Here is a 21,203-nt window from a genome sequence, read left to right as displayed (position 1 = left end):
CCGTCCACTTCCTGGCGCCCTCGGAAGCGACGACACTCCCCTCCGTGTTCTCTTTCCACGCCCCGTCGCCCGTATCTCGCGGGCGGGGGGTCCTCGCCCGTTCGGCCCCCTGGCCGGGCGCCGCCCCCCTGGTGCCGCGCACTCTGAAGTGTGCGCCTGTCACCTCGTGCGGTGCCCGCCGCTCTCGCCCTCCTGCTCGCCCTGCCGTACGACGCCGTGTCCCTGACCGGCGGTGCGGCGGAGCAGGCACGCGCGCGCGTGGCCGACGGCGGAGCTCAGGAAGAGCGGCCGTTCGGCGCGGAGTGCCGCAACGCCGTCGAGGGCTCGCGCGTGGTCGCGTACTGCCACAACCCCTACCCGGACACCGACCGGGTCCGGCTGCACATCGAGTGCGACCGGTGGTGGGACATCGACACCGACGCCGCCCCCGTGGAGGCGGGGCCCGCGCAGACGGTGCGGCTCACCGGGCGGTGCTGGAAAGAGGTCAGGTCGGCCTGGGTCAGCCACGAACGGTGAGCCCGCCCGGCGACCGGCTCAGTGCTCGTCGGTGAACAGCTCCGGGCGGCACAGGAACGGGTAGCCCGCCGCCTCCGAGGCCGCCGCCTCCGCGTCCTGTACGCGGATCGCCTCGACCAGGCGGGCGTGGTCCATGTGCGTCTCGGGGGTCAGGGTCTGCCCCACGTCCTCGCGCAGCCAGTCCCGCAGAACCTCGCCCAGATCCGCGTACAGGGCCGTCATGACGTCGTTGTGGGACGCCGCCACGACCGCCATGTGGAAGGTCGCGTCCACCGTCACGAAGTTCTCCGCGTCCCCCGACGCCCACGCCTTCTCGCGCCGCTCCAGGAGCCCGTCCAGCTGCCTGAGGTCGCGCTCCGTGCGGCGCTCCGCGGCCAGCTTCGCCGCGCTCGACTCCAGCGTGCTGCGCAGCTCCGCGACGTGCCGGGGGTCGGCGTCGGCGAACCTGCGGTGCATCACGCCCGCCAGCTCGCTGGTCGCGACCACATAGGTGCCCGAGCCCTGCCGGATGTCCAGGAGGCCGTTGTGCGCGAGCGCGCGGACCGCCTCGCGGACCGTGTTGCGGGCCACCCCGAGGCGCTCGACCAGCTCCGGCTCGGTGGGGATGCGGCTGCCCACCGGCCACTCGCCCGAGGAGATCTGGTTGCGCAGCTCGGAGATGACCTGCTCGGACAGCGCCGAGCGGCGCGGGGAAGTCAGCGGCATGACGTTCCTTCGTGCGGAAGAGCCGGACAAGGGAGGGGACCCAGTTCGGGACGAGGACGAGGACGGGGACTCAGTGTGCGACAAGGGATTGGACAACCAATCATCCCATGATTCTATGATGGCTCCATGGTCAGTGAGGGAACCGAGACGACGACGATGACGCAGCGCCCGATACGCACCGAGACGCCCGCGCCCGCCGGGGCGAAGGAGCCGCACGCACGCGCGTGGGCGACGCGTCTCGTGATCGTCGGCATCGTCCTCGCCGCCCTCAACCTCCGCCCCGCCATCACCAGCCTCGGCGCCCTCCTGGAAGAGGTGCGCGACGGACTCGGCATGAGCGGCACCCTCGCCGGACTCCTGACCTCCGTACCGCCCCTGTGCTTCGCGGTGTTCGGGGTCATGGCGCCGCGGCTCGCGCGCCGCTTCGGGCCCGGCGCCGTGGTGTGCGCGGGCATGGTGGCCATCGCCGCGGGCGTGGTGATCCGGCCCTTCGCCGGGGGCACCGTGGGCTTCCTCGCCGCCAGCGCCCTCGCCCTCATGGGCATCGCGGTCAGCAACGTCCTGATGCCGGTGATCGTCAAGCGCTGGTTCCCGGACCGCGTCGGCTCCATGACCGGCCTCTACTCGATGGCGCTCGCCCTCGGCACCTCCCTGGCCGCGGCCACGACGGTGCCCATCACCCATGCCCTGGGCGGCAGTTGGCGCACCGGCCTCGCCGTGTGGGGCGTGCTCGCCGCCGTCGCGGTGCTGCCCTGGATCCCGCTCGTACGGGAGCGGGGCAACCCCTCCGCGCCGGCTCCGGCCGAGCACGTCAGCGCCGAGGTGCGCGGCGAGGACGACGCGCTGCGCGTCACCCGCAGCCGCACCGCCTGGGCGCTCGCCGTCTTCTTCGGGCTCCAGGCCACCGCCGCCTACATCACCATGGGCTGGATGCCACAGATCTTCCGCGACGCGGGCGTCCCGGCCGGTCAGGCCGGTCTGCTGCTCGCCACCACGATGGCGATGGGTGTCCCGCTCGCCTTCGTCATCCCCAAGGTCGCCACCCGGCTGCCGAACCAGGGCCCGGTCGTGGTCGTCCTCGGCACCTGCGGCCTCATCGGATACGCGGGTCTCTACCTCGCCCCCGCGGGCGGTGCCTGGGCCTGGGCGCTGCTGCTCGGCGTCTCCAACTGCGCCTTCCCGCTGGCCCTCACGATGGTCGGGATGCGCGCCAAGAGCAGCGTCGGCGTCGCCAAGCTCTCCGCGTTCGCGCAGAGCACCGGCTACCTGATCTCGATCCCCGGGCCGCTCCTGGTGGGCGTGCTCAACCAGCACAGCGGCGGCTGGGGGCTGCCGATCGCGTTCATGGCGACCCTGATGGTCCCGCAGATCGTCGTCGGCTGCCTCGCGGGGCGCAACCGCACCGTCGAGGACGAGGCGGCGGCCGCCTCCAGGGTCGTCGCCGCGAAGAGGCCCTGACCTCGGGGCCGATACGAGCGGTCGATACGAGCGGTGGATACGAGTGGCCGGTGCGGGGGCCGACCCCGGGGCCCGGCCCCCGGACAAAGGGTGCGAGACTCTCCGTATGCCCGTCCTCGACCCGAACCCCCAGAACGGCCAGAAGAAGCTCCTCATCGTGCTCGGCGCGATGCTGGCCATCACCGTCATCATCGGCATCGTGGCGTCCGTCGCGTCACCGTGACCCCGCCGCCGGAGCGGGATGGTGGGGCTAGCACCCCCATCCCCTAGGGGGTCAGTGTCAGGGTCAAGTGGGTGGATCACCGGATGGGTTGAAGGGCCCGGAGTCCGTACCTTCGAGATGTGGCCGCGACGCGGCGGTCACGCACCGGTCGAAGACCACGGACACCACGGAGGCATCATGTCGGCCCGTACGCACACCTCGCGCGGCGCGGGATCCCCGGCCGATGCGGGCCCCGTCCAGATCCGGCTCCCCTGGTGGGCCGTCGCGCTCCCCGTCATCGCCTTCGTGGCCCTGCTCGCGCTGATCCTCAACCCGGCGGACGCGCACGCGGCGGGCAGCGAGCCCACCCTCGCCCACCTTGTCGACCGGATACAGGAGACGATCCTCAGGCTCGCCTCCTGACACCTCTGCGCACACGCCGTCACTCTTGCCGGGGGAGCACGTCAACTCCCTGCGCCCTGTGGCGCGTTTCATGCGAAGCTGGGACGCATGAGCGTCGCAGAACCCCGCAGGATTGTCCTTTTCCGACATGCGAAGGCCGACTGGCCGCAGGTGTCCGACCATGAGCGTCCGCTCGCGGAGCGTGGCCGCAAGGACGCCCCCGTCGCCGGCCGCAAGCTGGCCGACACCGGCATCCCCTTCGACCTGGCCCTGTGCTCGACGGCCGCCCGGACCCGCGAGACCTGGAAGCTCGCCGTCCAGGAGTTCCCGAGCCGCCCCAGGACGGTGTACGAGGAGCGGGTCTACGAGGCATCGCCCGGAGAGCTCATCGCCGTGCTCAACGAGACTCCGGACGACGTGCGGAACCTGATCCTGATCGGCCACAACCCCGGAGTGCAGGGCCTCGCCGACATCCTCGCCGGCGACTCCGAGGGCGACGCCCAGGTGCGGATGAACCGCCGCGGCTTCCCGACCTCGGCCTTCGCCGTCCTGACGTACACCGGTTCGTGGAAGGGCCTGGAGCCCGGCACCGCGACCCTGGCCGACTACTGGGCGCCGTCGGAGTAGCAACAGCTCGCGCACGTCGTACGGAAAGTACGGAAACGGGGCCCGGCGCCGAAGTGCCGGGCCCCGCCGACGTATTGACGGGCAAGCCGCCCCAGGGAGACCGCTCAGTCCGTGTGCGTCTCAGTCCGTGTGCGCCCCTCAGTCCGTGTGCGTCTCCGCCGCCTCGACCTCTTCACGGGTGACGCCGAGGAGGTAGAGCACGGTGTCGAGGAAGGGGAAGTTGACCGCCGCGTGCGCCGCCTCGCGGACCACGGGCTTGGCGTTGAAGGCCACACCGAGACCGGCCGCGTTCAGCATGTCGAGGTCGTTCGCGCCGTCGCCGATCGCCACCGTCTGCTCCTGCGGCACCCCCGCCTCCTTGGCGAAGCGGCGCAGTAGCCGGGCCTTGCCCGCCCGGTCCACGATCTCCCCGGTGACCTTGCCGGTCAGCCTGCCGTCGACGATCTCCAGGGTGTTGGCCTGGGCGAAGTCGAGGCCGAGCCGCTCCTTCAGATCGTCCGTGACCTGGGTGAACCCGCCCGAGACGACGCCCACTTGATAACCGAGCCGCTTCAGGGTGCGGATCAGGGTGCGGGCGCCCGGGGTGAGCCGCACCTCGCTGCGCACCTTCTCCACGACCGAGGCGTCGAGCCCCGCGAGGAGCGCCACGCGCGCGTGCAGCGACTGCTCGAAGTCGAGCTCGCCGCGCATCGCCGCCGCGGTCACCTCGGCGACCTTGTCCTCGCAGCCCGCGTGCGCCGCGAAGAGCTCGATCACCTCGTCCTGGATCAGGGTCGAGTCGACGTCCATCACGACCAGGCGCTGCGCCCGGCGGTGCAGCCCCGAGGCGACCACCGCGACATCGACGCCGAGCGCGGCACCCTCCGTCGCGAGGGCGGTGCGCAGCGGCTCGGTCTCCGCGCCGGACACATCGAACTCGACGGCGGTCACGGGGTACTTGGCGAGCCGGAAGATCCGGTCGATGTTGCCGCCGGTCGCGGTGATGCGGGCGGCGATCCGGGCCGTCGACTCGGCGGTGAGCGGATGCCCGAGCACGGTGACGTGCGAACGGCCGGAGCCGCGCGGGCGGTTGTCGCCGAGGCCCGAGATGATCTCGGCCTGCATCCGCACGGACTCCGCCCAGCTGTGCACGGTCGCCCGCAGATCGCCCTCCATGCCCGTGGGCGGCGCGGTGATGAGCGCGCACAGCACCATCCGGCCACGGGTGACGACCTGCTCGATGTCGACGACATCTACGGAGTAGGCGGCGAGGGTGTCGAAGAGCCCGGCGGTGAGACCGGGCTGGTCCTTGCCGAAGATCTTGACGAGAAGAGTCGGGACGTCGGCGGTCGCCGGGGCAGCGACGGGCTGAGGTGGCTTCGAAGCGCTCATGGTGCCCTTACGGTATCCCCCGCCCTGTGGCCCGGGAACGCTGGTCCGTGTGGTGGACAGACGGGCGACAGGTGCCCGATGGGCGGGGGACAGCCGCACGCAACCGAACGGACAAGTTCGTCCGTTTCGAGCTCTCGCGTCCTCGGGGTCACCTCTCCCCGCGCGGCCTCCGACGCGGCGGCCCGTCCTTGGGCGGCGGTGGTGGTGGCGGGGGCGGCGGTGGCCACTCGCCGTCCTGCTGGGGGCGGGGCCGGTTCCGGGACGGGGGCTTCGGGCGGGGCGGGGGAGTGATCGGGCCCACCATGGTCGGCGCGCCGGCGACGTCGTCGGGCGGCGCCCCGGAGCTCCCGCCATGGGCCGACGGCGCCCCCGAGTTCTCGTCACGCCGCGACGGCGCCCCCGAGTCTTCGTCACGCCGCGACGGCGGCCGTGCGCTCTCGTCACGCCGCGGTGGCGGCTGCGCGCCCGGCGGCCGCAGGTACGGATTCGTGTCCGGGTTCGGCGGCCGGTACGAAGGTTCACCCGGCTCGTACGGCCCCGCCTGCCGCCCGGCCGGCGCATCCCCGCGCAGCCCCGCCGACCCCCGTACATCCGCAGGCTCCCGCGCACCCTCGACCCCCGCCACCTCCGAGACCCCCGCGACCGCCAGCGGCGCCACCCCACCACCGGCCGCCCCCGTCGCCCACGCGAGCAGCGCCCCGGCCGCGCCCGCCCCGGCCCCCCAAGCGGCGCCCAGGACCAGCGCCATCGCCGTGCGGCCGTGCAGTTCGAGCCCGGCCCCGACCGCGTCGAAGCCGAGCACCGACAGCGAGGCGTCCGCCGACACCCCGGTCAGCCACACGAGGAGCGGCAGGGCGAGCGCCGTCACCGCCCCGAGCCGCAGCGCGCACCGCCCGGCGAAGCCGAGAGCCCCCACCTCGCGCCCGGCCGCCCCCGGCCCGTGTCCGGGAACCGGCGTCCGTACCGCCGTGAGCACCCCGGCGAACAGGATCATCAGCGCCGCCGCGACCCCCAACAGCCAGACCCTGCCGTCGAGTTCGGCGAGCCGCCCGAGGGTGAGCGGCTCGTCCGTCTTGCCCGCGAGCAGGTCGTCCACGGGGTCGGGCAGGACCTGGGTGAGCTGGCCGGAGGCCGTGCCGTCCCAGGGCACGAAGAGGCCGAGGGGCACCCCGAGCCACACCCCGTTCGGCGTCCCGAGCAGCGCGGCGCCCGCGATCCGCTTCGGGTGCGCGTCCCCGATCATCGCGTACGCCGCCGCGGCGAGCCCCGCGAGGACCGCGACCAGCAGCACGGTGACGAGCGCGGACGCGGCGGGCCGCACCACCCGGTGCAGTCCGTCCAGGGCGTACGGGAGCGGGGTGCGGCGCGAGGCGAGCAGCGCGATCAGGAGCACCCCGGCCGCGAAGACGGCGCCGGCGAGCAGCGTCGCGCCGGTGTCCACCGTGAAGCCGACCGCGGCCTTCGCCTTCACGAGGTCGCCGATCCGGTCGGGCAGAAGTCCGCCGATGTCTCCGATTCCGCCGGGCAGTTTGTCGCCTATGCCCCCTGGCAGTTCGTCGAGTCCTTTGTCGATGCCTTTGTCGAGTCCGAGCTTCTCGCCGTCGATCGTGATGATGTCGTGACCGGCCCAGGCGAGCCCGCCGAGCAGCGCCACGAAAAGGGCGATCACGGCGCCCGCGCGCGCCGCCAGTTCGCCCGGTGTGATCACAACTCCCGCCCCGCGCAAGGACCGTGAGAAGAAGAAGGCGAGCAGCACCGCCCCCGCGAGCCCCACCCCGAGCGGCATGACGTCGATCGCTGTGTGCGCCTCGGCCCCCTTGAGGCCGAAAGCCGACACATCCCCGGACGGGGTGACCGATCCGCCCACGCCGAGCGCGATCGCCGCCGCCGTCATCGGGCCGAGCGACCCTGCCGCGTCGGCGCCGAGCAGATGCAGGCCGAGCGCGGCCGTTCCCGCCATGCCGACGAAGGCCCAGCTCACCGAGGCCACCGCGGAGAGCAGCACGTCACCCCAGCGCACGCTCTTCCGTCCGCCCCTGTACTCGCCGGTCTCCATCAAGACCCCCCGAACCACAGCGCGTTATCCCATTCGTACGGAATGCGCCTGATGCGCATGATCCGTCCCCACCGATGGGCGCTTACTACTTTCCGGGCAGGTTTCTGCCCCGTCAACGGGGCAACCATCAGGGCCCGTACGCACTCTTCACAAGGCCCGACTTTCGGTCAGAGCCCTCCGCCTGAAATAGTTCCTCCCGATGTTCGACATCCCTAGACTCCCCATCGACGGGGGCTAGCTCGGGGGACAACTCAGTGGGGCTGGAGTGCCGGAACTCGTACTGGAATTGAATGGCAGGACCTGGACGCTTGATCAGTCCAGGGCATACACCCTCGGGCGCGATCCGCAGGGAGACATCGCGCTCGACGACGCCAGGGTCTCGTGGCGGCACGCCACGATCAGCTGGGGCGGCCGCAGCTGGGTCATCGAGGATCACGGCTCGACCAACGGCACCTTCGTGCAGGGGCAGCGGATCCATCAGATGGAGATCGGCCCTGGCTCGGCCGTCCATCTCGGAAACGCCACCGACGGCCCGCGGATCAACGTCTCGGGCAGCGCGTCCGGTGCGGCGGGTGCGGCCGCCGCCGTCTCCGCTCCGCAGCAGCAGTCGGCCCAGGCCGCACCGCAGCAGAACGCCCCCGGCTGGGCGGCGCAGCAGGCCCCCCAGCAGCCGCAGCAGTACCAGCAGCAACAGCAGCAGGTGCCCCAGCAGCAGAGCTGGCAGCAGCAGCCGCAGCAGCCCCCGGCGCAGCAGGCGCACGTCCCGCCGCAGCAGGGCGGCCACGGCGCGGGCATGGGTTCCGGCGGAGTCGCGGGGGCGCCGCCGGTCTACGGCGACCGCAGCCCGACGACGTTCCACCAGCTGGCGCTCGGCCACAAGATGCGCATCGGCCGCGCCCTGGAGAACGAGCTGGTGGTCTCCGACCTCCAGGTCTCCCGCCACCACGCCGAGTTCACGGCGACGCCCGACGGCCGCTTCGAGATCCGCGACCTGGGCTCGCACAACGGCACGTACGTCAACGGCCAGCCGATCGCGAAGTCCGGCACGGCCCTGATCGGCCCGAACGACATCGTCGGCGTCGGCCACTCGACCTTCCGCCTCGTCGGCGGCCAGCTCGAGGAGTTCGTCGACACCGGTGACGTCTCCTTCTCGGCCCGCCACCTCACGGTCACGGTCGACGGCGGCAAGCAGATCCTCAAGGACGTCTCCTTCGGCGTCCCGGAGAAGTCGCTCATCGCGGTCATCGGCCCCTCGGGCTCCGGCAAGTCGACGCTCCTGAAGGCGCTCACGGGCTACCGCCCCGCCGACCAGGGCGACGTCCTCTACGACAACCGGAACCTCTACAAGCAGTTCGCCGAGCTGCGCCAGCGCATCGGTCTGGTCCCGCAGGACGACATCCTGCACAAGGAGCTGACCGTCAAGAAGGCCCTCAAGTACGCGGCCAAGCTCCGCTTCCCCGGCGACACCGCCGAGGCCGAGCGCGAGGCCCGCATCAACGAGGTCCTGCGCGAGCTCAAGCTGGACATCCACAAGGAGAAGAAGGTCACCTCCCTCTCCGGTGGTCAGCGCAAGCGCGTCTCGGTGGCCCTGGAGCTCCTCACCAAGCCGTCCCTGATCTTCCTGGACGAGCCCACGTCGGGCCTCGACCCGGGCATGGACCGCGACGTCATGCAGCTGCTGCGCGGCCTCGCCGACGACGGCCGCACGGTCCTCGTCGTCACGCACTCCGTGGCCGAGCTCGCGATCTGCGACAAGCTCCTGGTGATGGCGCCCGGCGGTTCGGTCGCCTACTTCGGTCCGCCGGAGGAAGCGCTCAACTTCTTCGGCTACAGCACCTGGGCCGACGTCTTCTCGGCGTTCGAGAACTACCGCGACTACGACTGGGCGGGCCGCTGGAAGGGCTCGCAGCACTACCAGATGTACGCCGCGGACATCGACGCCGTCGCCCCGCAGTCGGCGCAGATGCCGCCGCCGCAGGCGGTCCGCCCGCCCAAGCCACAGGGCTGGGGCTCCCAGCTCTGGACCCTGATCCGCCGCTACACCTCGGTGATCGCCTCCGACAAGGGCTTCATGGGCCTGATGGTGATCCTGCCCGCGGTCCTCGGCATCGTCAGTGTCGTGATCCCGGCCGACTTCGGCCTGGGCCCGCCCAAGCCGCCGGTGAAGTTCAACGGCGACGCGGGCACGATCATGCTGATCCTCGCGGTCGGCATGTGCTTCTCCGGCGCGGCCAACTCCGTACGAGAGTTGATCAAGGAGCGGGTCATCTACGAGCGCGAACGGGCCACCGGCCTGTCCCGCTCGGCGTATCTGATGTCCAAGGTCATCGTCCTCGGCGTGATCACGGCCTTTCAGGGCGTCATCATCTGCGCCATCGGCTTCGCGCCCCGGGAGCTGCCCGAAGAGGGCCTGATCATGCCGCCGGCCGCCGAGATCTGCCTGGTGATCATCGCGCTCGGCTTCACCTCGATGATGTTCGGCCTGGTCATCTCCTCGCTGGTGAAGACCGCCGAGAAGACCATGCCGCTCCTGGTGATGTTCGCGATCGTCCAGGTCGTCTTCACCGGCGTGCTCTTCCAGATCTACGGTTCGCCCGGCCTCGAGCAGTTCGCCTGGCTGATGCCGTCCCGCTGGGCCATCGCCGGTGCGGGCTCCACGCTCGACCTGGCGCACCTGATGCCGCCGTGGGACCCGAAGAAGCCGGGTGACCTCGACCCGCTGTGGGAGCACTCGGTCGGCCAGTGGGGCCTCAACATCACGGTCCTGCTGCTGCTCGGCGTCGCCTGCGGCTTCGCGGTCGCCCGCCTGCTGCGGCGGCACGAGCCGGAGGTCATGCGCAAGTAACGGCGCGCGCACATGCGAGAAGGGCGGCACCCCGCACGGGGTGCCGCCCTTCGGCGTCGTTCGCTGAGCCTCGCTGAAGAGGTCCCCTTGTTCAGGGGCTCAGTAGGCGCCGTTCACGTTGTCCATCGAGCCGTACTTGTCGGCGGCGTAGTTGGCCGCGGCGGTGATGTTGGCGACCGGGTCGTAGATGTTGTTGGCGGTGCCCTCGACGTGGTACGCGTCGAACGTCGGCTGGATGACCTGGAGCAGGCCGATCGACGGGGTGCCGTTCTGGGCGTTCACGTCCCAGCCGTTCATGGCGTTCGGGTTGCCCGTGGACTCGCGCATGATGTTGCGGTGCAGGCCCTCGTAGGAGCCGGGGATGCCCTTGGCCTTCATGATGTCCAGGGACTGGCGGATCCAGCCGTCGAGGTTGTTGGCGTAGACCGGCTTGCGGGCGGCGGCGCGGCTGGCGGCCTCCTTGGCCTTGCGCTCGTCCTCGGCCTTCTTCTTGGCCGCGGCCTCCTCGTCCGCCTTCTTCTTGGCGGCGGCCTCTTCGTCGGCCTTCTTCTTCGCCTCGGCCTGCTTGTCGGCGTTGGCCAGCTGCTTCGTCACGTTGGCGTGGGTGGCCTGCTGCGCGTGGGCCGGGGCGGCGAAGGCCACCGGGGCGGCGTCCACGGACTGCGCGGCATCGCCCGTGGCGCTGCCCGCGCCCGGAACCAGGGAGAACGCGAGGGCCGCGGCACCGAGGGTGGCGACACCGGCGATCGAGAGCTTCTGGGCCTTGGTCAGGGTGTTGCGACTATGACCAGGAGTGGCGTGCTTGGACATGGCAGTGGACCTCTTCGAAATAGCGGAGGTCGCTCTCGTCCGGCGGGGGACAGGTTGCTTCTCCGGCACAAACGCCGCGGTGCGAAGACCGCGGCGCCGAGCGACGGGAGCAATTCTTAGCGGCCGCAAAATTCTGTGGCAAAGGTGTGACGTACGATCCGAGGTAGTGGATCACGGGGTGACCGTCCTCGCCCCCGCCCCGCCCCCACCGCGCCTGTAAAGGACATTCTCATCAACTAGGCGCCTTCGTACGTGATGTGCGCCCTATGCGCGGGCTCACATCGAACACGTAACAGTCTCACCAGTAGTTGCCAGAGCAACGCTCTCCGTGAGCACCCTCATCCTGAAGTAGGAGGCCCCCGGCGCCGGGCTCCCCCCAAGGGCAGAGAACGGACAAAGCATCCGTACTGCCTATATAGGGGTCACCCTCATCGCTATATAGGGGAGAAGCCCGAGAAGAGGACAGGGAGACGGGCAGAGAACGGGGAGGGCGAGGGACCCACGGCCTACGCCGCGAGCCCTAGGCGGCGGCCGTCCCAGGTCCGATCCGCCCCGCCCCGGCCCGCCGGTACGGTGAGGCCATGAGTCAAGGACCCCGGACCGGGCTGACCGCGGTGAGCTCCGCACTCCTCGCCATGAGCAGCCACCTGGAGGTGCGCGACGTCCTCAAGACGATCGTGGCCTCCGCGCGCGAGCTGCTCGACGCGGAGTACGCGGCGCTAGGGGTCCCCGACGACCACGGCGGATTCGCCCAGTTCGTCGTCGACGGTGTCAGCGAGGAGCAGTGGAAGGCCATCGGCCCGCTGCCCCGCCAGCACGGCATCCTCGCCGCGATGCTGCAGAGGGCGGAGCCCGAGCGGCTCGCCGACGTCCGCGAGGACCCCCGCTTCGAGGGCTGGCCCGCCGCCCACCCCGACATGTCCGACTTCCTCGGCCTCCCCATCCGGTACGGGGACGAGACGCTCGGCGCGCTCTTCCTCGCCAACAAGCGGTGCCCGAAGCCGGAAGGCGGCTGCGGCTTCACGGCGGCGGACGAGGAGCTGCTCGGCATCCTCGCCCAGCACGCCGCGATCGCCCTGACCAACGCCCGCCTGTACGAGCGCAGCCGCGAGCTCACCATCGCCGAGGAGCGCTCCCGCCTGGCCCACGAGCTGCACGACGCGGTCAGCCAGAAGCTCTTCTCGCTGCGCCTGACGGCCCAGGCCGCGGCCGCCCTGGTGGACCGCGACCCCACGCGCGCCAAGGGCGAGCTCCAGCAGGTGGCGGCCCTCGCGGCGGAGGCGGCGGACGAGTTGCGCGCCGCCGTGGTGGAGCTGCGCCCCGCGGCCCTGGACGAGGACGGCCTGGTCGCGACCCTGCGCACCCACATCCAGGTCCTCGACCGCGCCCACTCCGCCGCCGTCACCTTCGAGAGCCGCGGCGTGCGCGCCCTGCCCGCGGCCCAGGAGGAGGCCATGCTCCGGGTCGCGCAGGAGGCCCTGCACAACGCCCTGCGGCACTCCGGCGCGGGCGCGGTCTCCGTGGTCCTGGAGAAGCGCGGCCAGGCCGCCGTCCTCAGCGTCACGGACGACGGCGGCGGCTTCGACCCGCGGGCCATACGCCGCGCGGGACGGCACTTGGGCCTGGTCTCCATGCGGGACCGGGCCGGCGGGGTCGGCGGACGGCTGACCGTGGAATCGGCGCCCGGCAAGGGCACCACGATCGAGATGGAGGTGCCCGGTGGCTGAGTCCGAGTCGAGCCCCAAGGCAGGGATCCGGGTACTGCTGGTCGACGACCACCAGGTGGTCCGCCGCGGTCTGCGCACGTTCCTGGAGATCCAGGACGACATCGAGGTCGTCGGCGAGGCGTCCGACGGCGCCGAAGGAGTCGAGCGCGCCGAGGAGTTGAAGCCCGACGTCGTCCTCATGGACGTCAAGATGCCGGGCATGGACGGCGTCGAGGCGCTCCGCAAGCTCCGCGAACTGTCCAACCCCGCGCGCGTGTTGATCGTCACCAGCTTCACCGAACAGCGCACGGTGGTCCCGGCCCTGCGCGCAGGCGCCGCCGGTTACGTCTACAAGGACGTCGACCCGGAGGCCCTCGCCGGCGCCATCCGCTCGGTGCACGCGGGCCACGTCCTGCTCCAGCCCGAGGTCGCCGGCGCCCTGCTCTCGCAGGAGGACGCCAACGGAGGCCAGGGCAGGGGCGGTTCACTCACCGAGCGGGAGCGCGAGGTCCTCGGCCTGATCGCGGACGGCCGCTCGAACCGCGAGATCGCCCGCGCCCTCGTCCTCTCCGAGAAGACCGTCAAGACGCACGTCTCGAACATCCTGATGAAGCTCGACCTCGCGGACCGCACCCAGGCCGCCCTGTGGGCCGTACGCCATGGCGTGACCGGCTGAACGGGCACCGAACCGGCAGAGCGGAGCGTCTAGTTCCGGGCTGAGATTCATACCGTCGTGTGGATGTCCCCCGGATGGCGCATCCTGCGGCGGGCCCGGGCGTTCTCCAGTGCATGCTGCGGCGGCTGGCCGTGGCGATCGCAAGGAGGATCTAGGAATGAAGAACCTGAAGAAGGCTGCGGCCATCACCATGGTGGCCGGTGGACTGGTTGCCGCGGGCGCTGGTCTCGCCTCCGCCCACGACGGTGCGGACGCCAACGGCAAGGCCGTCAAGTCGCCGGGCGTCGGTTCGGGCAACCTGGTCCAGGCGCCGGTGCACGTCCCCGTGAACGCCGTGGGCAACACCGCCACCGTGATCGGCGGCCTCAACCCGACCTTCGCGAACGACGGCTTCAACGGCTGACGCACGCCTCTGGTCCAGCAGTGACCACCGGCCCCTCGGGATTCCCGAGGGGCCGGTCTGGTGTGTGCGCACCTGTGACGGCATGGCATGCACTCCGTGACGGCGTGGCCCGCATCGGCTGTCACAACGCCCTCGGGGGCCTCAAGTTCCGCAGATCGTCGGCCTATTGATCCAAACGGGGGCATCGTCCCGCCGCCCCGTGTCATCCGGTCGGCCCAGGCGTTTCTCAGCGTGCGACTCCGCGGCTGGGGTCGCTACGAAATAGCTGGAGGAACACTTCCCATGAACATCGCCAAGAAGGCCGCCCTGGCCATCGCCGTCGCCGGTCTCGCCGCGGGCGCCTCCGCCGGTGCCGCGTTCGCCGACGCAGACGGCAACGCCAAGGCCGAGAACTCCCCGGGCGTCGGCGCGGGCAACGCCGCGACCGTCCCGGTCCACGTCCCGGTCAACGCCACGGGCAACAGCGGCAACGTGATCGGCGCCCTCAACCCGACCTTCGACAACACCTCGTCGAACGGCTGACGCGCCGCCACAGGCACAAGGGCCCCACGGACCACCCGGTCCGTGGGGCCCTCTGCTGTGCGGAACAGCACACCCTCCGTCCGTCGGGCGGGACGCCCCCGCGCCGACGCCTCAGCTCCGCTCCCGCTCCTCCACATAAGCGTTGTAGGCGGCCACTTGGGCCCTCCTGGCCGTCCGTTCGACCGGGCGCAGGGCCTGGGCCCGGGCGGCCATCTCGGAGGCGCTCACGGCGCCGCCGTGGCCGTTCTCGTACGCCACCGAGATCAGCAGACCGACCCGCTGCGCCAGCTCCAACACCCGTACCGCCCGCGGGGGATAGCCCGGGGCGAGCACCTCGCGGCCGCGCTCGGCCCGGGCCCGGTACGCGTCGACCGCCGCCTCCGCCACCGGCCCCGAACCCGCCACGTCGAGGCGCGAGAGAACCGCCGTGGCCTCCCGCAGCGCCTCCGCGAGCTCCCGCTCCGCCTCGCCCAGCGAGGGCACGTCGGCGGGCGGCGCCTCGCGTACGGGCAGGCAGTGCCAGACGACTTCGACGTGTACGTCGCCCTCGGGCCCCGCCTCGTACGCCTCCGGCACCAGGCCGTGCGGCGCCCCGAACGCGACGACGGCCTCCTCCGCCTCGAGCGCCCGCGCGTTGAACTCCGGCGGGCCGCTGAGCCCGAGCGGATGCCCCGGCGCCGGCAGCGCGACCCGGAAGCCGGTCACCCCGAGCGAACGCAGCCGCCCGAGCGCGAGCGTGAGCCCCACGGGCGCCGACTCGCCGGGAAGCCCCTCGACCCGGTGCACCGCGTCCTCGCCGACGATCGCGAGCACCGCGTCATCCGGTGAAATAAGTCCGGCCAAAAGGGCATTTCCCCAAGAGGCCAACCGTCCTGAGCGTGGTTCCGAGAGCATGACCACAGCCTAAGGACCGGTCTGGCGACGGGAGTGCTCGGCCAGTGGCGTAGGTTTTATCCGGGGGCTGCGTCCACAGACGCACGCGACGACCGACACTGCAATGGGAGACAGCGCGCTCATGAGCGATGTACTGGAGCTTGAGGACGTATCCGTGGTCCGAGAGGGCCGGGCTCTGGTGGACCAGGTCTCCTGGTCGGTCAAGGAGGGGGAGCGCTGGGTCATCCTCGGACCGAACGGCGCGGGCAAGACCACCCTCCTCAACGTCGCCTCCAGCTACCTCCACCCCAGCTCGGGCACCGCCACGATCCTCGGCGAGACCCTCGGCAAGCCCGGCACGGACGTCTTCGAACTCCGCCCGCGCATCGGCGTCGCCGGCATCGCCATGGCCGAGAAGCTGCCCAAGCGCCAGACCGTCCTGCAGACCGTCCTCACCGCCGCCTACGGCATGACCGCGGGCTGGAACGAGGACTACGAGGAGGTGGACGAGCAGCGCGCCCGCGCCTTCCTCGACCGCCTCGGCATGACCGACTACCTGGACCGCAAGTTCGGCACCCTCTCCGAGGGCGAGCGCAAGCGCACCCTGATCGCCCGCGCCCTGATGACCGACCCCGAACTGCTCCTGCTCGACGAGCCCGCCGCGGGCCTCGACCTCGGCGGCCGCGAGGACCTCGTGCGCCGTCTCGGGCGCCTCGCCCGCGACCCCATCGCCCCCTCGATGGTCATGGTCACGCACCACGTCGAGGAGATCGCCCCGGGCTTCACCCACGTCCTCATGATCCGCCAGGGCAAGGTCATGGCCGCGGGCCCACTGGAGCTGGAGCTCACCTCCCGCAACCTCTCCCTCTGCTTCGGCCTGCCGCTGGTCGTCGAGCAGAAGGGCGAGCGCTGGAGCGCCACGGGCCTGCCCCTGAGCTGACGAGCGCGAACGGCCCCGCCGGGCTGATCGGCGCCCTGTCCGTAAGGGGACCCGCGGTCCTACCATGACCTTGTGGAGAACATCGACGCATGGGTCTGGTGGCTGATCGGCGCGGCGGTGCTCGGCATCGCACTCGTCCTGACCGCGATGCCCGAGCTGGGCATGCTCGCCGTGGGTGCCGTCGCGGGCGCGGTGGCCGCGGGGTTCGGCGGTGGCCCGGTGATGCAGGCCCTTGTCTTCGTCGCGGTCTCGGCCGCGGGCATCGCCGTCGTACGGCCGATAGCCAACCGCCATCGCACGCAGCGCCCCCAACTCGCCACCGGAGTCGAGGCGTTGCTGGGCCGCACGGCCGTGGTCCTGGAGCGCGTCGACGCCTCCGGCGGGCGCATCAAGCTCGGCGGCGAGATCTGGTCGGCCCGTGCGCTCGACGCCGACAAGAGCTATGAGAAGGGCCAGAAAGTGGACGTCGTCGAGATCGACGGAGCGACAGCGGTCGTCCTCTGACTCTGAGAGACTCGACCCGCGAGATCTCCAAGATCTTCCAGAGACTCCGGAAGCGCCGCGAGCGCCGAGGCAAGAAGGGCACGGGGAACCACGATGGAACCAATCATCATCGTCCTGATCATTCTGGTGGTGCTGGTCTTCATCGCCCTGATCAAGACGATCCAAGTCATCCCGCAGGCCAGCGCGGCCATCGTCGAGCGCTTCGGCCGCTACACCAGAACGCTCAACGCGGGCCTCAACATCGTCGTCCCGTTCATCGACTCGATCCGCAACCGCATCGACCTCCGTGAACAGGTCGTGCCCTTCCCGCCGCAGCCGGTGATCACCCAGGACAACCTGGTCGTCAACATCGACACGGTCATCTACTACCAGGTGACCGACGCCCGCGCCGCCACGTACGAAGTCGCCTCCTACATCCAGGCCATCGAGCAGCTGACCGTCACCACACTCCGCAACATCATCGGTGGCATGGACCTGGAGCGGACCCTGACCTCCCGCGAGGAGATCAACGCGGCCCTGCGCGGCGTCCTCGACGAGGCCACCGGCAAGTGGGGCATCCGCGTCAACCGCGTCGAGCTCAAGGCGATCGAGCCGCCGACCTCCATCCAGGACTCGATGGAGAAGCAGATGCGCGCCGACCGCGACAAGCGCGCCGCGATCCTCCAGGCCGAAGGTGTCCGGCAGTCGGAGATCCTGCGCGCCGAGGGTGAGAAGCAGTCCGCGATCCTGCGCGCCGAGGGTGAGGCCAAGGCTGCCGCGCTGCGCGCCGAGGGCGAGGCCCAGGCGATCCGTACGGTCTTCGAGTCCATCCACGCCGGCGACCCGGACCAGAAGCTCCTCTCGTACCAGTACCTCCAGATGCTCCCGAAGATCGCCGAGGGCGACGCCAACAAGCTCTGGATCGTGCCCAGCGAGATCGGCGACGCCCTCAAGGGCCTCGGCGGCGCCATCGGCAACTTCAACCCCATGGGCGGCGGTTCGAGTGGCACCGCCACCGCCACCGAGCGCCGCGAACAGCCCCCGCTGGACTGACCTGGCATACGTGAAGGGGGCCGCCTCTGTGGGAGGCGGCCCCCTTCACGTATGCCTGCCGCGCTAAGCAGCCGACTCGTGCAGCCTTCCCCACACCCTCAACTGCGTTCGAGGAGGGGAGACCCCATCGGGAAGACCGGCCAACTCCTCCCGCCCGAGCGCGAGCAGCATCGCGTCCGCCGGGGTCGGCTCGAACGGCTGCCGGAGCAGCGGCATGCCGGCCTGCTCCGGAGTCCGGTTCGCTTTGCGGTGGTTGTCCGCCGAGCACGAAGCCACCGTGTTCAGCCAGCTGTCCGCACCGCCCTGCGACCGCGGCACCACGTGGTCCACGGTCGTCGCGCGCCTGCCGCAGTACGCGCAGCGGTGCTGGTCCCTGACCAGAACACCGCGCCTCGACCACGGAGCCTGTCTTCGGAACGGCACCCGGACATACCGGCAGAGCCGGATCACCCGGGGCACCGGAATATCAACGGCGGCCGCGCGCATACGGAGTCCGGGGTGGGCCTGCTCGACGACGGCCTTGTCCTGGAGCACCAGAACGACGGCGCGATGGAGCGTCACCGTCGAGAGCGGCTCAAAGCCCGCGTTCAGCACCAGCGTGTCCCGCATTTCCCTGCCCACCTCCCGTTTGCACCGGCCCACCCCTGGCGGGCTTGGATCAACTCTGGCCGGGCACGCCGAGATGGACAACGCAATAAAAATGCCCGCCCCTGATCACTTCCATGACCAGGGACGGGCAAACGTTCAGTGAACGCTCAGCCTTGAACTCGCTGTTGGACTCAGCTGTCGGGAAGGGCCGCGTACTCCGCGAGCACCTGCGCCCGAGCCAGCGTGTGGAACCGCAGGTTGAAGCCCACGACGGCCGGTGACGCGTCCGCGTCCGGGCCCAGCTTCTCCTGGTCCACGGCGTACACGGTGAACACATAGCGGTGCGCCGGATCCCCGGGCGGCGGCGCCGCGCCCCCGAAGTCCCGCGTCCCGTAGTCGTTGCGCACCTGCACCGCGCCCTCGGGCAGCCCCTCGAACTTGCCGGTGCCCGCACCCGTGGGCAGCTCCGTCACCGACACCGGGATGTCGAAGACGGACCAGTGCCAAAAGCCGCTCCCCGTGGGGGCGTCCGGGTCGAAGCACGACACGGCGAAGCTCTTCGTCCCTGCAGGGAAGCCCTCCCACCGCAGGTGCGGCGAGGTGTTCCCGGCCGCGTAGACCTGAGCGTCCTTGAGCACCGCGCCGGGCTCGAAGTCCTCGCTCACCACGGTGAAGGACGGCACCTGCGGATGAAAGTCATGGGGAAGCGGGGCCCTCTTGGCCTGCTCGGTCACGACGACACCTCCTGGATCTGCATCGGCGACAACTCTCCGGACCGACCCTAGAACCAGTTGCGCTTGCTGCCGACCTGGGACAGCCACTCGTTCAGGTAGGCCGACCAGTCGGTGCCCTGGAAGTCGTGCAGACCCACCTGGAACGACTTGTAGCTGTCGCTGCCCTCACTGAAGAGCCCCGGCTTCTTGTCCATCTCCAGGATGACGTCCATCGCCCGGTCGTCCGCGACGAAGCTCAATTCGACCTGGTTCAGGCCGCGGTACTGCTGCGGCGGGTAGAACTCGATCTCCTGGTAGAAGGGGAGCTTCTGCCGCGTGCCCCGGATGTGCCCGCGCTCCATGTCGGCGCTCTTGAAGCGGAAGCCGAGCTGGATGAAGGCGTCCAGGATCGCCTGCTGCGCGGGCAGCGGGTGCACATTGATCGGGTCCAGGTCACCCGAGTCCACGGCCCGGGCGATCTCCAGCTCCGTCGTCACACCGATGTTCATGCCGCGCAGCTGCTGCCCGTCGATCGTCGTGACCGGCGTCTCCCAGGGGATCTCAAGGCCGAACGGCACCGCGTGCACGTTGTTGGCCTTCAGCTCGAAGGCCCCGCCGAGCCGCACCTTGGTGAACTCGATGTCCTGCTTGGTCTCCTGGTCCTGCCCCTCGACCTCGACCCGCGCCTGCAGACCGACGGAGAGCCCCTCGATCTGCTGGTCGACGGAGCCGCCCTGGATCCGCACCTCGCCCTGGACGATGCCACCGGGCACGACATTGACCTCGGTCAGCACCGTCTCGACCGACGCCCCGCCGGCCCCCAGGCTCGCCAGCAGCTTCTTGAACCCCATGACTCTCCTCCCCAGGCCCCCGGCCTGTGGTCGACTCGATGCTCAATTCCTGACCCGTACAAACGCGATGGGCCCGTGCGCGGTTCCGCTTCTTCACCCTGGCAAGCCCAAGGCCCCTTGCCCACCGTCCGCTCGAACCATCCGCACTACCTGCACTACGCTCGTACGCCATGATCGCGGCCCCTGACCGTACGCCCCTGCCCCGGGACTTCTTCGACCGCCCCGTCCTGGAGGTCGCCCCCGACCTGCTGGGCCGCATCCTCGTCCGCAGCACCCCGGACGGGCCGATCGAGCTCCGCCTCACAGAGGTCGAGGCGTACGCGGGGGAGACGGACCCGGGATCACACGCCTATCGCGGCCGCACCGCCCGCAACGGCGTGATGTTCGGCCCGCCCGGACACGTGTACGTCTACTTCACCTACGGCATGTGGCACTGCATGAACCTGGTGTGCGGACCCGAGGGCAAGGCGCGGGCGGTCCTGCTCCGCGCGGGCGAGATCACCACTGGAGCCGAACTGGCCCGCGAGCGACGACTCTCGGCCCGCAACGACAAGGAACTGGCCAAAGGTCCGGCCCGCCTTGCCACGGCCCTTGACGTGGACCGATCCCTCGACGGAGCCGACGTCTGCGCGGGCCCGGACGCCCCGCTCTCGCTCCTCACCGGCACGGCCACCCGCACCGACCAGGTCAGAAGCGGACCGCGCACCGGCGTCGCGGGCGAGGGCGGCGTCCACCCCTGGCGCTTCTGGACCGCCAACGACCCTACGGTGAGCCCTTATCGGGCCCATACGCCCCGTCGCCGCCGAACTTGACGCACCCCTGGCCGGTCCGTAATGTAGCCCGAGCCGCTTGAACCGGGTACGGCGTTCAGCCAGCAGCCGGAAGCGGCCAACCACTACCTACGACTTCCCCTCAGCGGGGCCGTATTTCGCATGCCCGCATGCCGAAATTCGAACTCGCGGGCCTCGATTATGAGTTGCTCGGGAAATCGGCTAACGTAGTGAATGTCGAAAGGCCGCGAGGCCAAAAGACAAATCCCGCCGACCGGGAATCGGACACGAAAGAGTCTGATAGAGTCGGAAACGCAAGAACAAAAGAAACACCGAAGGGAAGCGCCCGGAGGAAAGCCCGAGAGGGTGAGTACAAAGGAAGCGTCCGTTCCTTGAGAACTCAACAGCGTGCCAAAAATCAACGCCAGATATGTTGATACCCCGTCTCCGGCCGGATGTCCGGTTGGGGCGAGGTTCCTTTGAAAAAGTCCTGCCGGTCTCACCGACCGTCAGGCACACAGCGAGGACGCTGTGAACTGCCGGGCTTATTCCGCCCGGTGGTTCCGCTCTCGTGGTGTCGGACCGGATTACCGGTACACATTCACGGAGAGTTTGATCCTGGCTCAGGACGAA

22 protein-coding genes are annotated in these 21,203 nt (G+C 70.5%); 14 read left to right on the top strand and 8 right to left on the bottom strand.

The features are described 5' to 3' along the window. Positions 1-150 precede the first annotated feature (150 nt). Complete coding sequence (locus ACFWYM_RS22105) at positions 151-516, top strand: hypothetical protein (RefSeq protein ID WP_384839675.1); 366 nt, start codon at positions 151-153, stop codon at positions 514-516. 18 nt (positions 517-534) lie between these two features. Here the strand turns inward: ACFWYM_RS22105 and ACFWYM_RS22100 are convergent, their stop codons facing one another. Further along, complete coding sequence (locus tag ACFWYM_RS22100) at positions 535-1,221, bottom strand: FadR/GntR family transcriptional regulator (protein ID WP_384839672.1); 687 nt, start codon at positions 1,219-1,221, stop codon at positions 535-537. 126 nt (positions 1,222-1,347) lie between these two features. On the opposite strand from ACFWYM_RS22100, the gene ACFWYM_RS22095 reads away from it, so the two are divergent. From ACFWYM_RS22095 to ACFWYM_RS22080, 4 genes are all read left to right on the top strand, one after another. Next, entirely contained in the window at positions 1,348-2,679 is a 1,332-nt protein-coding gene (locus tag ACFWYM_RS22095) for a CynX/NimT family MFS transporter (RefSeq protein ID WP_384839669.1), read from the top strand. A gap of 106 nt (positions 2,680-2,785) precedes the next feature. Next, positions 2,786-2,902, top strand: a complete 117-nt coding sequence (locus ACFWYM_RS22090) for an SGM_5486 family transporter-associated protein (RefSeq protein WP_107102012.1) — start codon at positions 2,786-2,788, stop codon at positions 2,900-2,902. 177 nt (positions 2,903-3,079) lie between these two features. Then, entirely contained in the window at positions 3,080-3,304 is a 225-nt protein-coding gene (locus tag ACFWYM_RS22085) for a hypothetical protein (RefSeq protein WP_384839666.1), read from the top strand. An 87-nt stretch (positions 3,305-3,391) separates the two neighbouring features. Further along, the gene (locus ACFWYM_RS22080) at positions 3,392-3,910 is read left to right on the top strand and encodes a SixA phosphatase family protein (RefSeq protein WP_384839663.1); all 519 of its coding nucleotides are present in this window, start codon (positions 3,392-3,394) and stop codon (positions 3,908-3,910) included. Positions 3,911-4,048: 138 nt separating this feature from the next. Here the strand turns inward: ACFWYM_RS22080 and serB are convergent, their stop codons facing one another. Together serB and ACFWYM_RS22070 are read right to left on the bottom strand one after the other, a co-directional pair. Further along, positions 4,049-5,281 carry a phosphoserine phosphatase SerB gene (gene serB, locus ACFWYM_RS22075; RefSeq protein WP_384839660.1) on the bottom strand — a complete coding sequence of 411 codons (1,233 nt, stop codon included), beginning with the start codon at positions 5,279-5,281 and terminating at the stop codon, positions 4,049-4,051. Positions 5,282-5,429: 148 nt separating this feature from the next. Next, entirely contained in the window at positions 5,430-7,337 is a 1,908-nt protein-coding gene (locus tag ACFWYM_RS22070; protein WP_384839657.1) for a streptophobe family protein, read from the bottom strand. Positions 7,338-7,602: 265 nt separating this feature from the next. Here ACFWYM_RS22070 and ACFWYM_RS22065 point away from each other — a divergent pair, with 265 nt between their 5' ends. Then, on the top strand, positions 7,603-10,182 hold the full coding sequence (locus ACFWYM_RS22065) for an FHA domain-containing protein (RefSeq protein WP_384839654.1): 2,580 nt from the start codon (positions 7,603-7,605) through the stop codon (positions 10,180-10,182). 99 nt (positions 10,183-10,281) lie between these two features. Here ACFWYM_RS22065 and ACFWYM_RS22060 read toward each other — a convergent pair whose 3' ends face one another. After that, entirely contained in the window at positions 10,282-10,992 is a 711-nt protein-coding gene (locus tag ACFWYM_RS22060; protein WP_384839651.1) for a transglycosylase SLT domain-containing protein, read from the bottom strand. A 581-nt stretch (positions 10,993-11,573) separates the two neighbouring features. Here ACFWYM_RS22060 and ACFWYM_RS22055 point away from each other — a divergent pair. The 4 genes from ACFWYM_RS22055 (at position 11,574) to ACFWYM_RS22040 (ending at position 14,299) form a co-directional block, all read left to right on the top strand. Then, positions 11,574-12,719 carry a GAF domain-containing sensor histidine kinase gene (locus ACFWYM_RS22055; RefSeq protein ID WP_384839648.1) on the top strand — a complete coding sequence of 382 codons (1,146 nt, stop codon included), beginning with the start codon at positions 11,574-11,576 and terminating at the stop codon, positions 12,717-12,719. After that, complete coding sequence (locus ACFWYM_RS22050) at positions 12,712-13,374, top strand: response regulator (protein WP_384839645.1); 663 nt, start codon at positions 12,712-12,714, stop codon at positions 13,372-13,374. The genes ACFWYM_RS22055 and ACFWYM_RS22050 overlap by 8 nt, the downstream gene beginning before the upstream one ends. A 157-nt stretch (positions 13,375-13,531) precedes the next feature. After that, on the top strand, positions 13,532-13,777 hold the full coding sequence (locus tag ACFWYM_RS22045) for a chaplin (RefSeq protein ID WP_384839642.1): 246 nt from the start codon (positions 13,532-13,534) through the stop codon (positions 13,775-13,777). 282 nt (positions 13,778-14,059) lie between these two features. Continuing rightward, positions 14,060-14,299: a chaplin gene (locus ACFWYM_RS22040; RefSeq protein ID WP_384839638.1), complete on the top strand. Its 240-nt coding sequence runs from the start codon at positions 14,060-14,062 to the stop codon at positions 14,297-14,299. A 111-nt stretch (positions 14,300-14,410) separates the two neighbouring features. Here ACFWYM_RS22040 and ACFWYM_RS22035 read toward each other — a convergent pair whose 3' ends face one another. Further along, on the bottom strand, positions 14,411-15,193 hold the full coding sequence (locus ACFWYM_RS22035) for a hypothetical protein (protein ID WP_384839635.1): 783 nt from the start codon (positions 15,191-15,193) through the stop codon (positions 14,411-14,413). A gap of 121 nt (positions 15,194-15,314) precedes the next feature. On the opposite strand from ACFWYM_RS22035, the gene ACFWYM_RS22030 reads away from it, so the two are divergent. From ACFWYM_RS22030 to ACFWYM_RS22020, 3 genes are all read left to right on the top strand, one after another. Next, positions 15,315-16,112 (top strand): ABC transporter ATP-binding protein, encoded by a 798-nt coding sequence (locus ACFWYM_RS22030; RefSeq protein WP_384839631.1) that lies wholly within the window; start codon positions 15,315-15,317, stop codon positions 16,110-16,112. A 72-nt stretch (positions 16,113-16,184) separates the two neighbouring features. Beyond that, positions 16,185-16,616 carry an NfeD family protein gene (locus tag ACFWYM_RS22025; protein ID WP_384839628.1) on the top strand — a complete coding sequence of 144 codons (432 nt, stop codon included), beginning with the start codon at positions 16,185-16,187 and terminating at the stop codon, positions 16,614-16,616. Between the two features lie 93 nt (positions 16,617-16,709). After that, complete coding sequence (locus tag ACFWYM_RS22020) at positions 16,710-17,648, top strand: SPFH domain-containing protein (RefSeq protein WP_384839625.1); 939 nt, start codon at positions 16,710-16,712, stop codon at positions 17,646-17,648. A gap of 63 nt (positions 17,649-17,711) precedes the next feature. Here the strand turns inward: ACFWYM_RS22020 and ACFWYM_RS22015 are convergent, their stop codons facing one another. The 3 genes from ACFWYM_RS22015 to ACFWYM_RS22005 form a co-directional block, all read right to left on the bottom strand. Continuing rightward, a complete protein-coding gene (locus ACFWYM_RS22015) occupies positions 17,712-18,257 on the bottom strand; it encodes an HNH endonuclease (protein ID WP_384839622.1) in 546 nt (181 codons plus the stop codon). A 170-nt stretch (positions 18,258-18,427) separates the two neighbouring features. Beyond that, positions 18,428-18,970, bottom strand: a complete 543-nt coding sequence (locus ACFWYM_RS22010; RefSeq protein WP_384839619.1) for a YbhB/YbcL family Raf kinase inhibitor-like protein — start codon at positions 18,968-18,970, stop codon at positions 18,428-18,430. Positions 18,971-19,017: 47 nt separating this feature from the next. Next, positions 19,018-19,800 carry a sporulation protein gene (locus ACFWYM_RS22005; protein WP_384839616.1) on the bottom strand — a complete coding sequence of 261 codons (783 nt, stop codon included), beginning with the start codon at positions 19,798-19,800 and terminating at the stop codon, positions 19,018-19,020. Between the two features lie 170 nt (positions 19,801-19,970). Here ACFWYM_RS22005 and ACFWYM_RS22000 point away from each other — a divergent pair, with 170 nt between their 5' ends. Then, complete coding sequence (locus ACFWYM_RS22000) at positions 19,971-20,612, top strand: DNA-3-methyladenine glycosylase (protein WP_384839613.1); 642 nt, start codon at positions 19,971-19,973, stop codon at positions 20,610-20,612. The last annotated feature ends 591 nt before the right edge of the window (positions 20,613-21,203 follow it).

The sequence above is a fragment of the Streptomyces sp. NPDC059009 genome, from assembly GCF_042740175.1.
Classification (GTDB): Bacteria; Actinomycetota; Actinomycetes; order Streptomycetales; family Streptomycetaceae; genus Streptomyces.
The sequence above is the reverse complement of the archived record's forward strand: the minus strand, read 5'-3'. Positions and strand labels throughout refer to the sequence as shown.

Coding starts and splice junctions, on each gene's coding strand:
- ACFWYM_RS22100 (WP_384839672.1), bottom strand. CDS start 1,221: ATGCCGCTGACTTCCCCGCGCCGCTCGGCGCTGTCCGAGCAGGTCATC.
- ACFWYM_RS22095 (WP_384839669.1), top strand. CDS start 1,348: ATGGTCAGTGAGGGAACCGAGACGACGACGATGACGCAGCGCCCGATA.
- ACFWYM_RS22090 (WP_107102012.1), top strand. CDS start 2,786: ATGCCCGTCCTCGACCCGAACCCCCAGAACGGCCAGAAGAAGCTCCTC.
- ACFWYM_RS22085 (WP_384839666.1), top strand. CDS start 3,080: ATGTCGGCCCGTACGCACACCTCGCGCGGCGCGGGATCCCCGGCCGAT.
- ACFWYM_RS22080 (WP_384839663.1), top strand. CDS start 3,392: ATGAGCGTCGCAGAACCCCGCAGGATTGTCCTTTTCCGACATGCGAAG.
- serB (WP_384839660.1), bottom strand. CDS start 5,281: ATGAGCGCTTCGAAGCCACCTCAGCCCGTCGCTGCCCCGGCGACCGCC.
- ACFWYM_RS22070 (WP_384839657.1), bottom strand. CDS start 7,337: ATGGAGACCGGCGAGTACAGGGGCGGACGGAAGAGCGTGCGCTGGGGT.
- ACFWYM_RS22060 (WP_384839651.1), bottom strand. CDS start 10,992: ATGTCCAAGCACGCCACTCCTGGTCATAGTCGCAACACCCTGACCAAG.
- ACFWYM_RS22055 (WP_384839648.1), top strand. CDS start 11,574: ATGAGTCAAGGACCCCGGACCGGGCTGACCGCGGTGAGCTCCGCACTC.
- ACFWYM_RS22045 (WP_384839642.1), top strand. CDS start 13,532: ATGAAGAACCTGAAGAAGGCTGCGGCCATCACCATGGTGGCCGGTGGA.
- ACFWYM_RS22040 (WP_384839638.1), top strand. CDS start 14,060: ATGAACATCGCCAAGAAGGCCGCCCTGGCCATCGCCGTCGCCGGTCTC.
- ACFWYM_RS22035 (WP_384839635.1), bottom strand. CDS start 15,193: ATGCTCTCGGAACCACGCTCAGGACGGTTGGCCTCTTGGGGAAATGCC.
- ACFWYM_RS22030 (WP_384839631.1), top strand. CDS start 15,315: ATGAGCGATGTACTGGAGCTTGAGGACGTATCCGTGGTCCGAGAGGGC.
- ACFWYM_RS22020 (WP_384839625.1), top strand. CDS start 16,710: ATGGAACCAATCATCATCGTCCTGATCATTCTGGTGGTGCTGGTCTTC.
- ACFWYM_RS22015 (WP_384839622.1), bottom strand. CDS start 18,257: ATGCGGGACACGCTGGTGCTGAACGCGGGCTTTGAGCCGCTCTCGACG.
- ACFWYM_RS22005 (WP_384839616.1), bottom strand. CDS start 19,800: ATGGGGTTCAAGAAGCTGCTGGCGAGCCTGGGGGCCGGCGGGGCGTCG.
- ACFWYM_RS22000 (WP_384839613.1), top strand. CDS start 19,971: ATGATCGCGGCCCCTGACCGTACGCCCCTGCCCCGGGACTTCTTCGAC.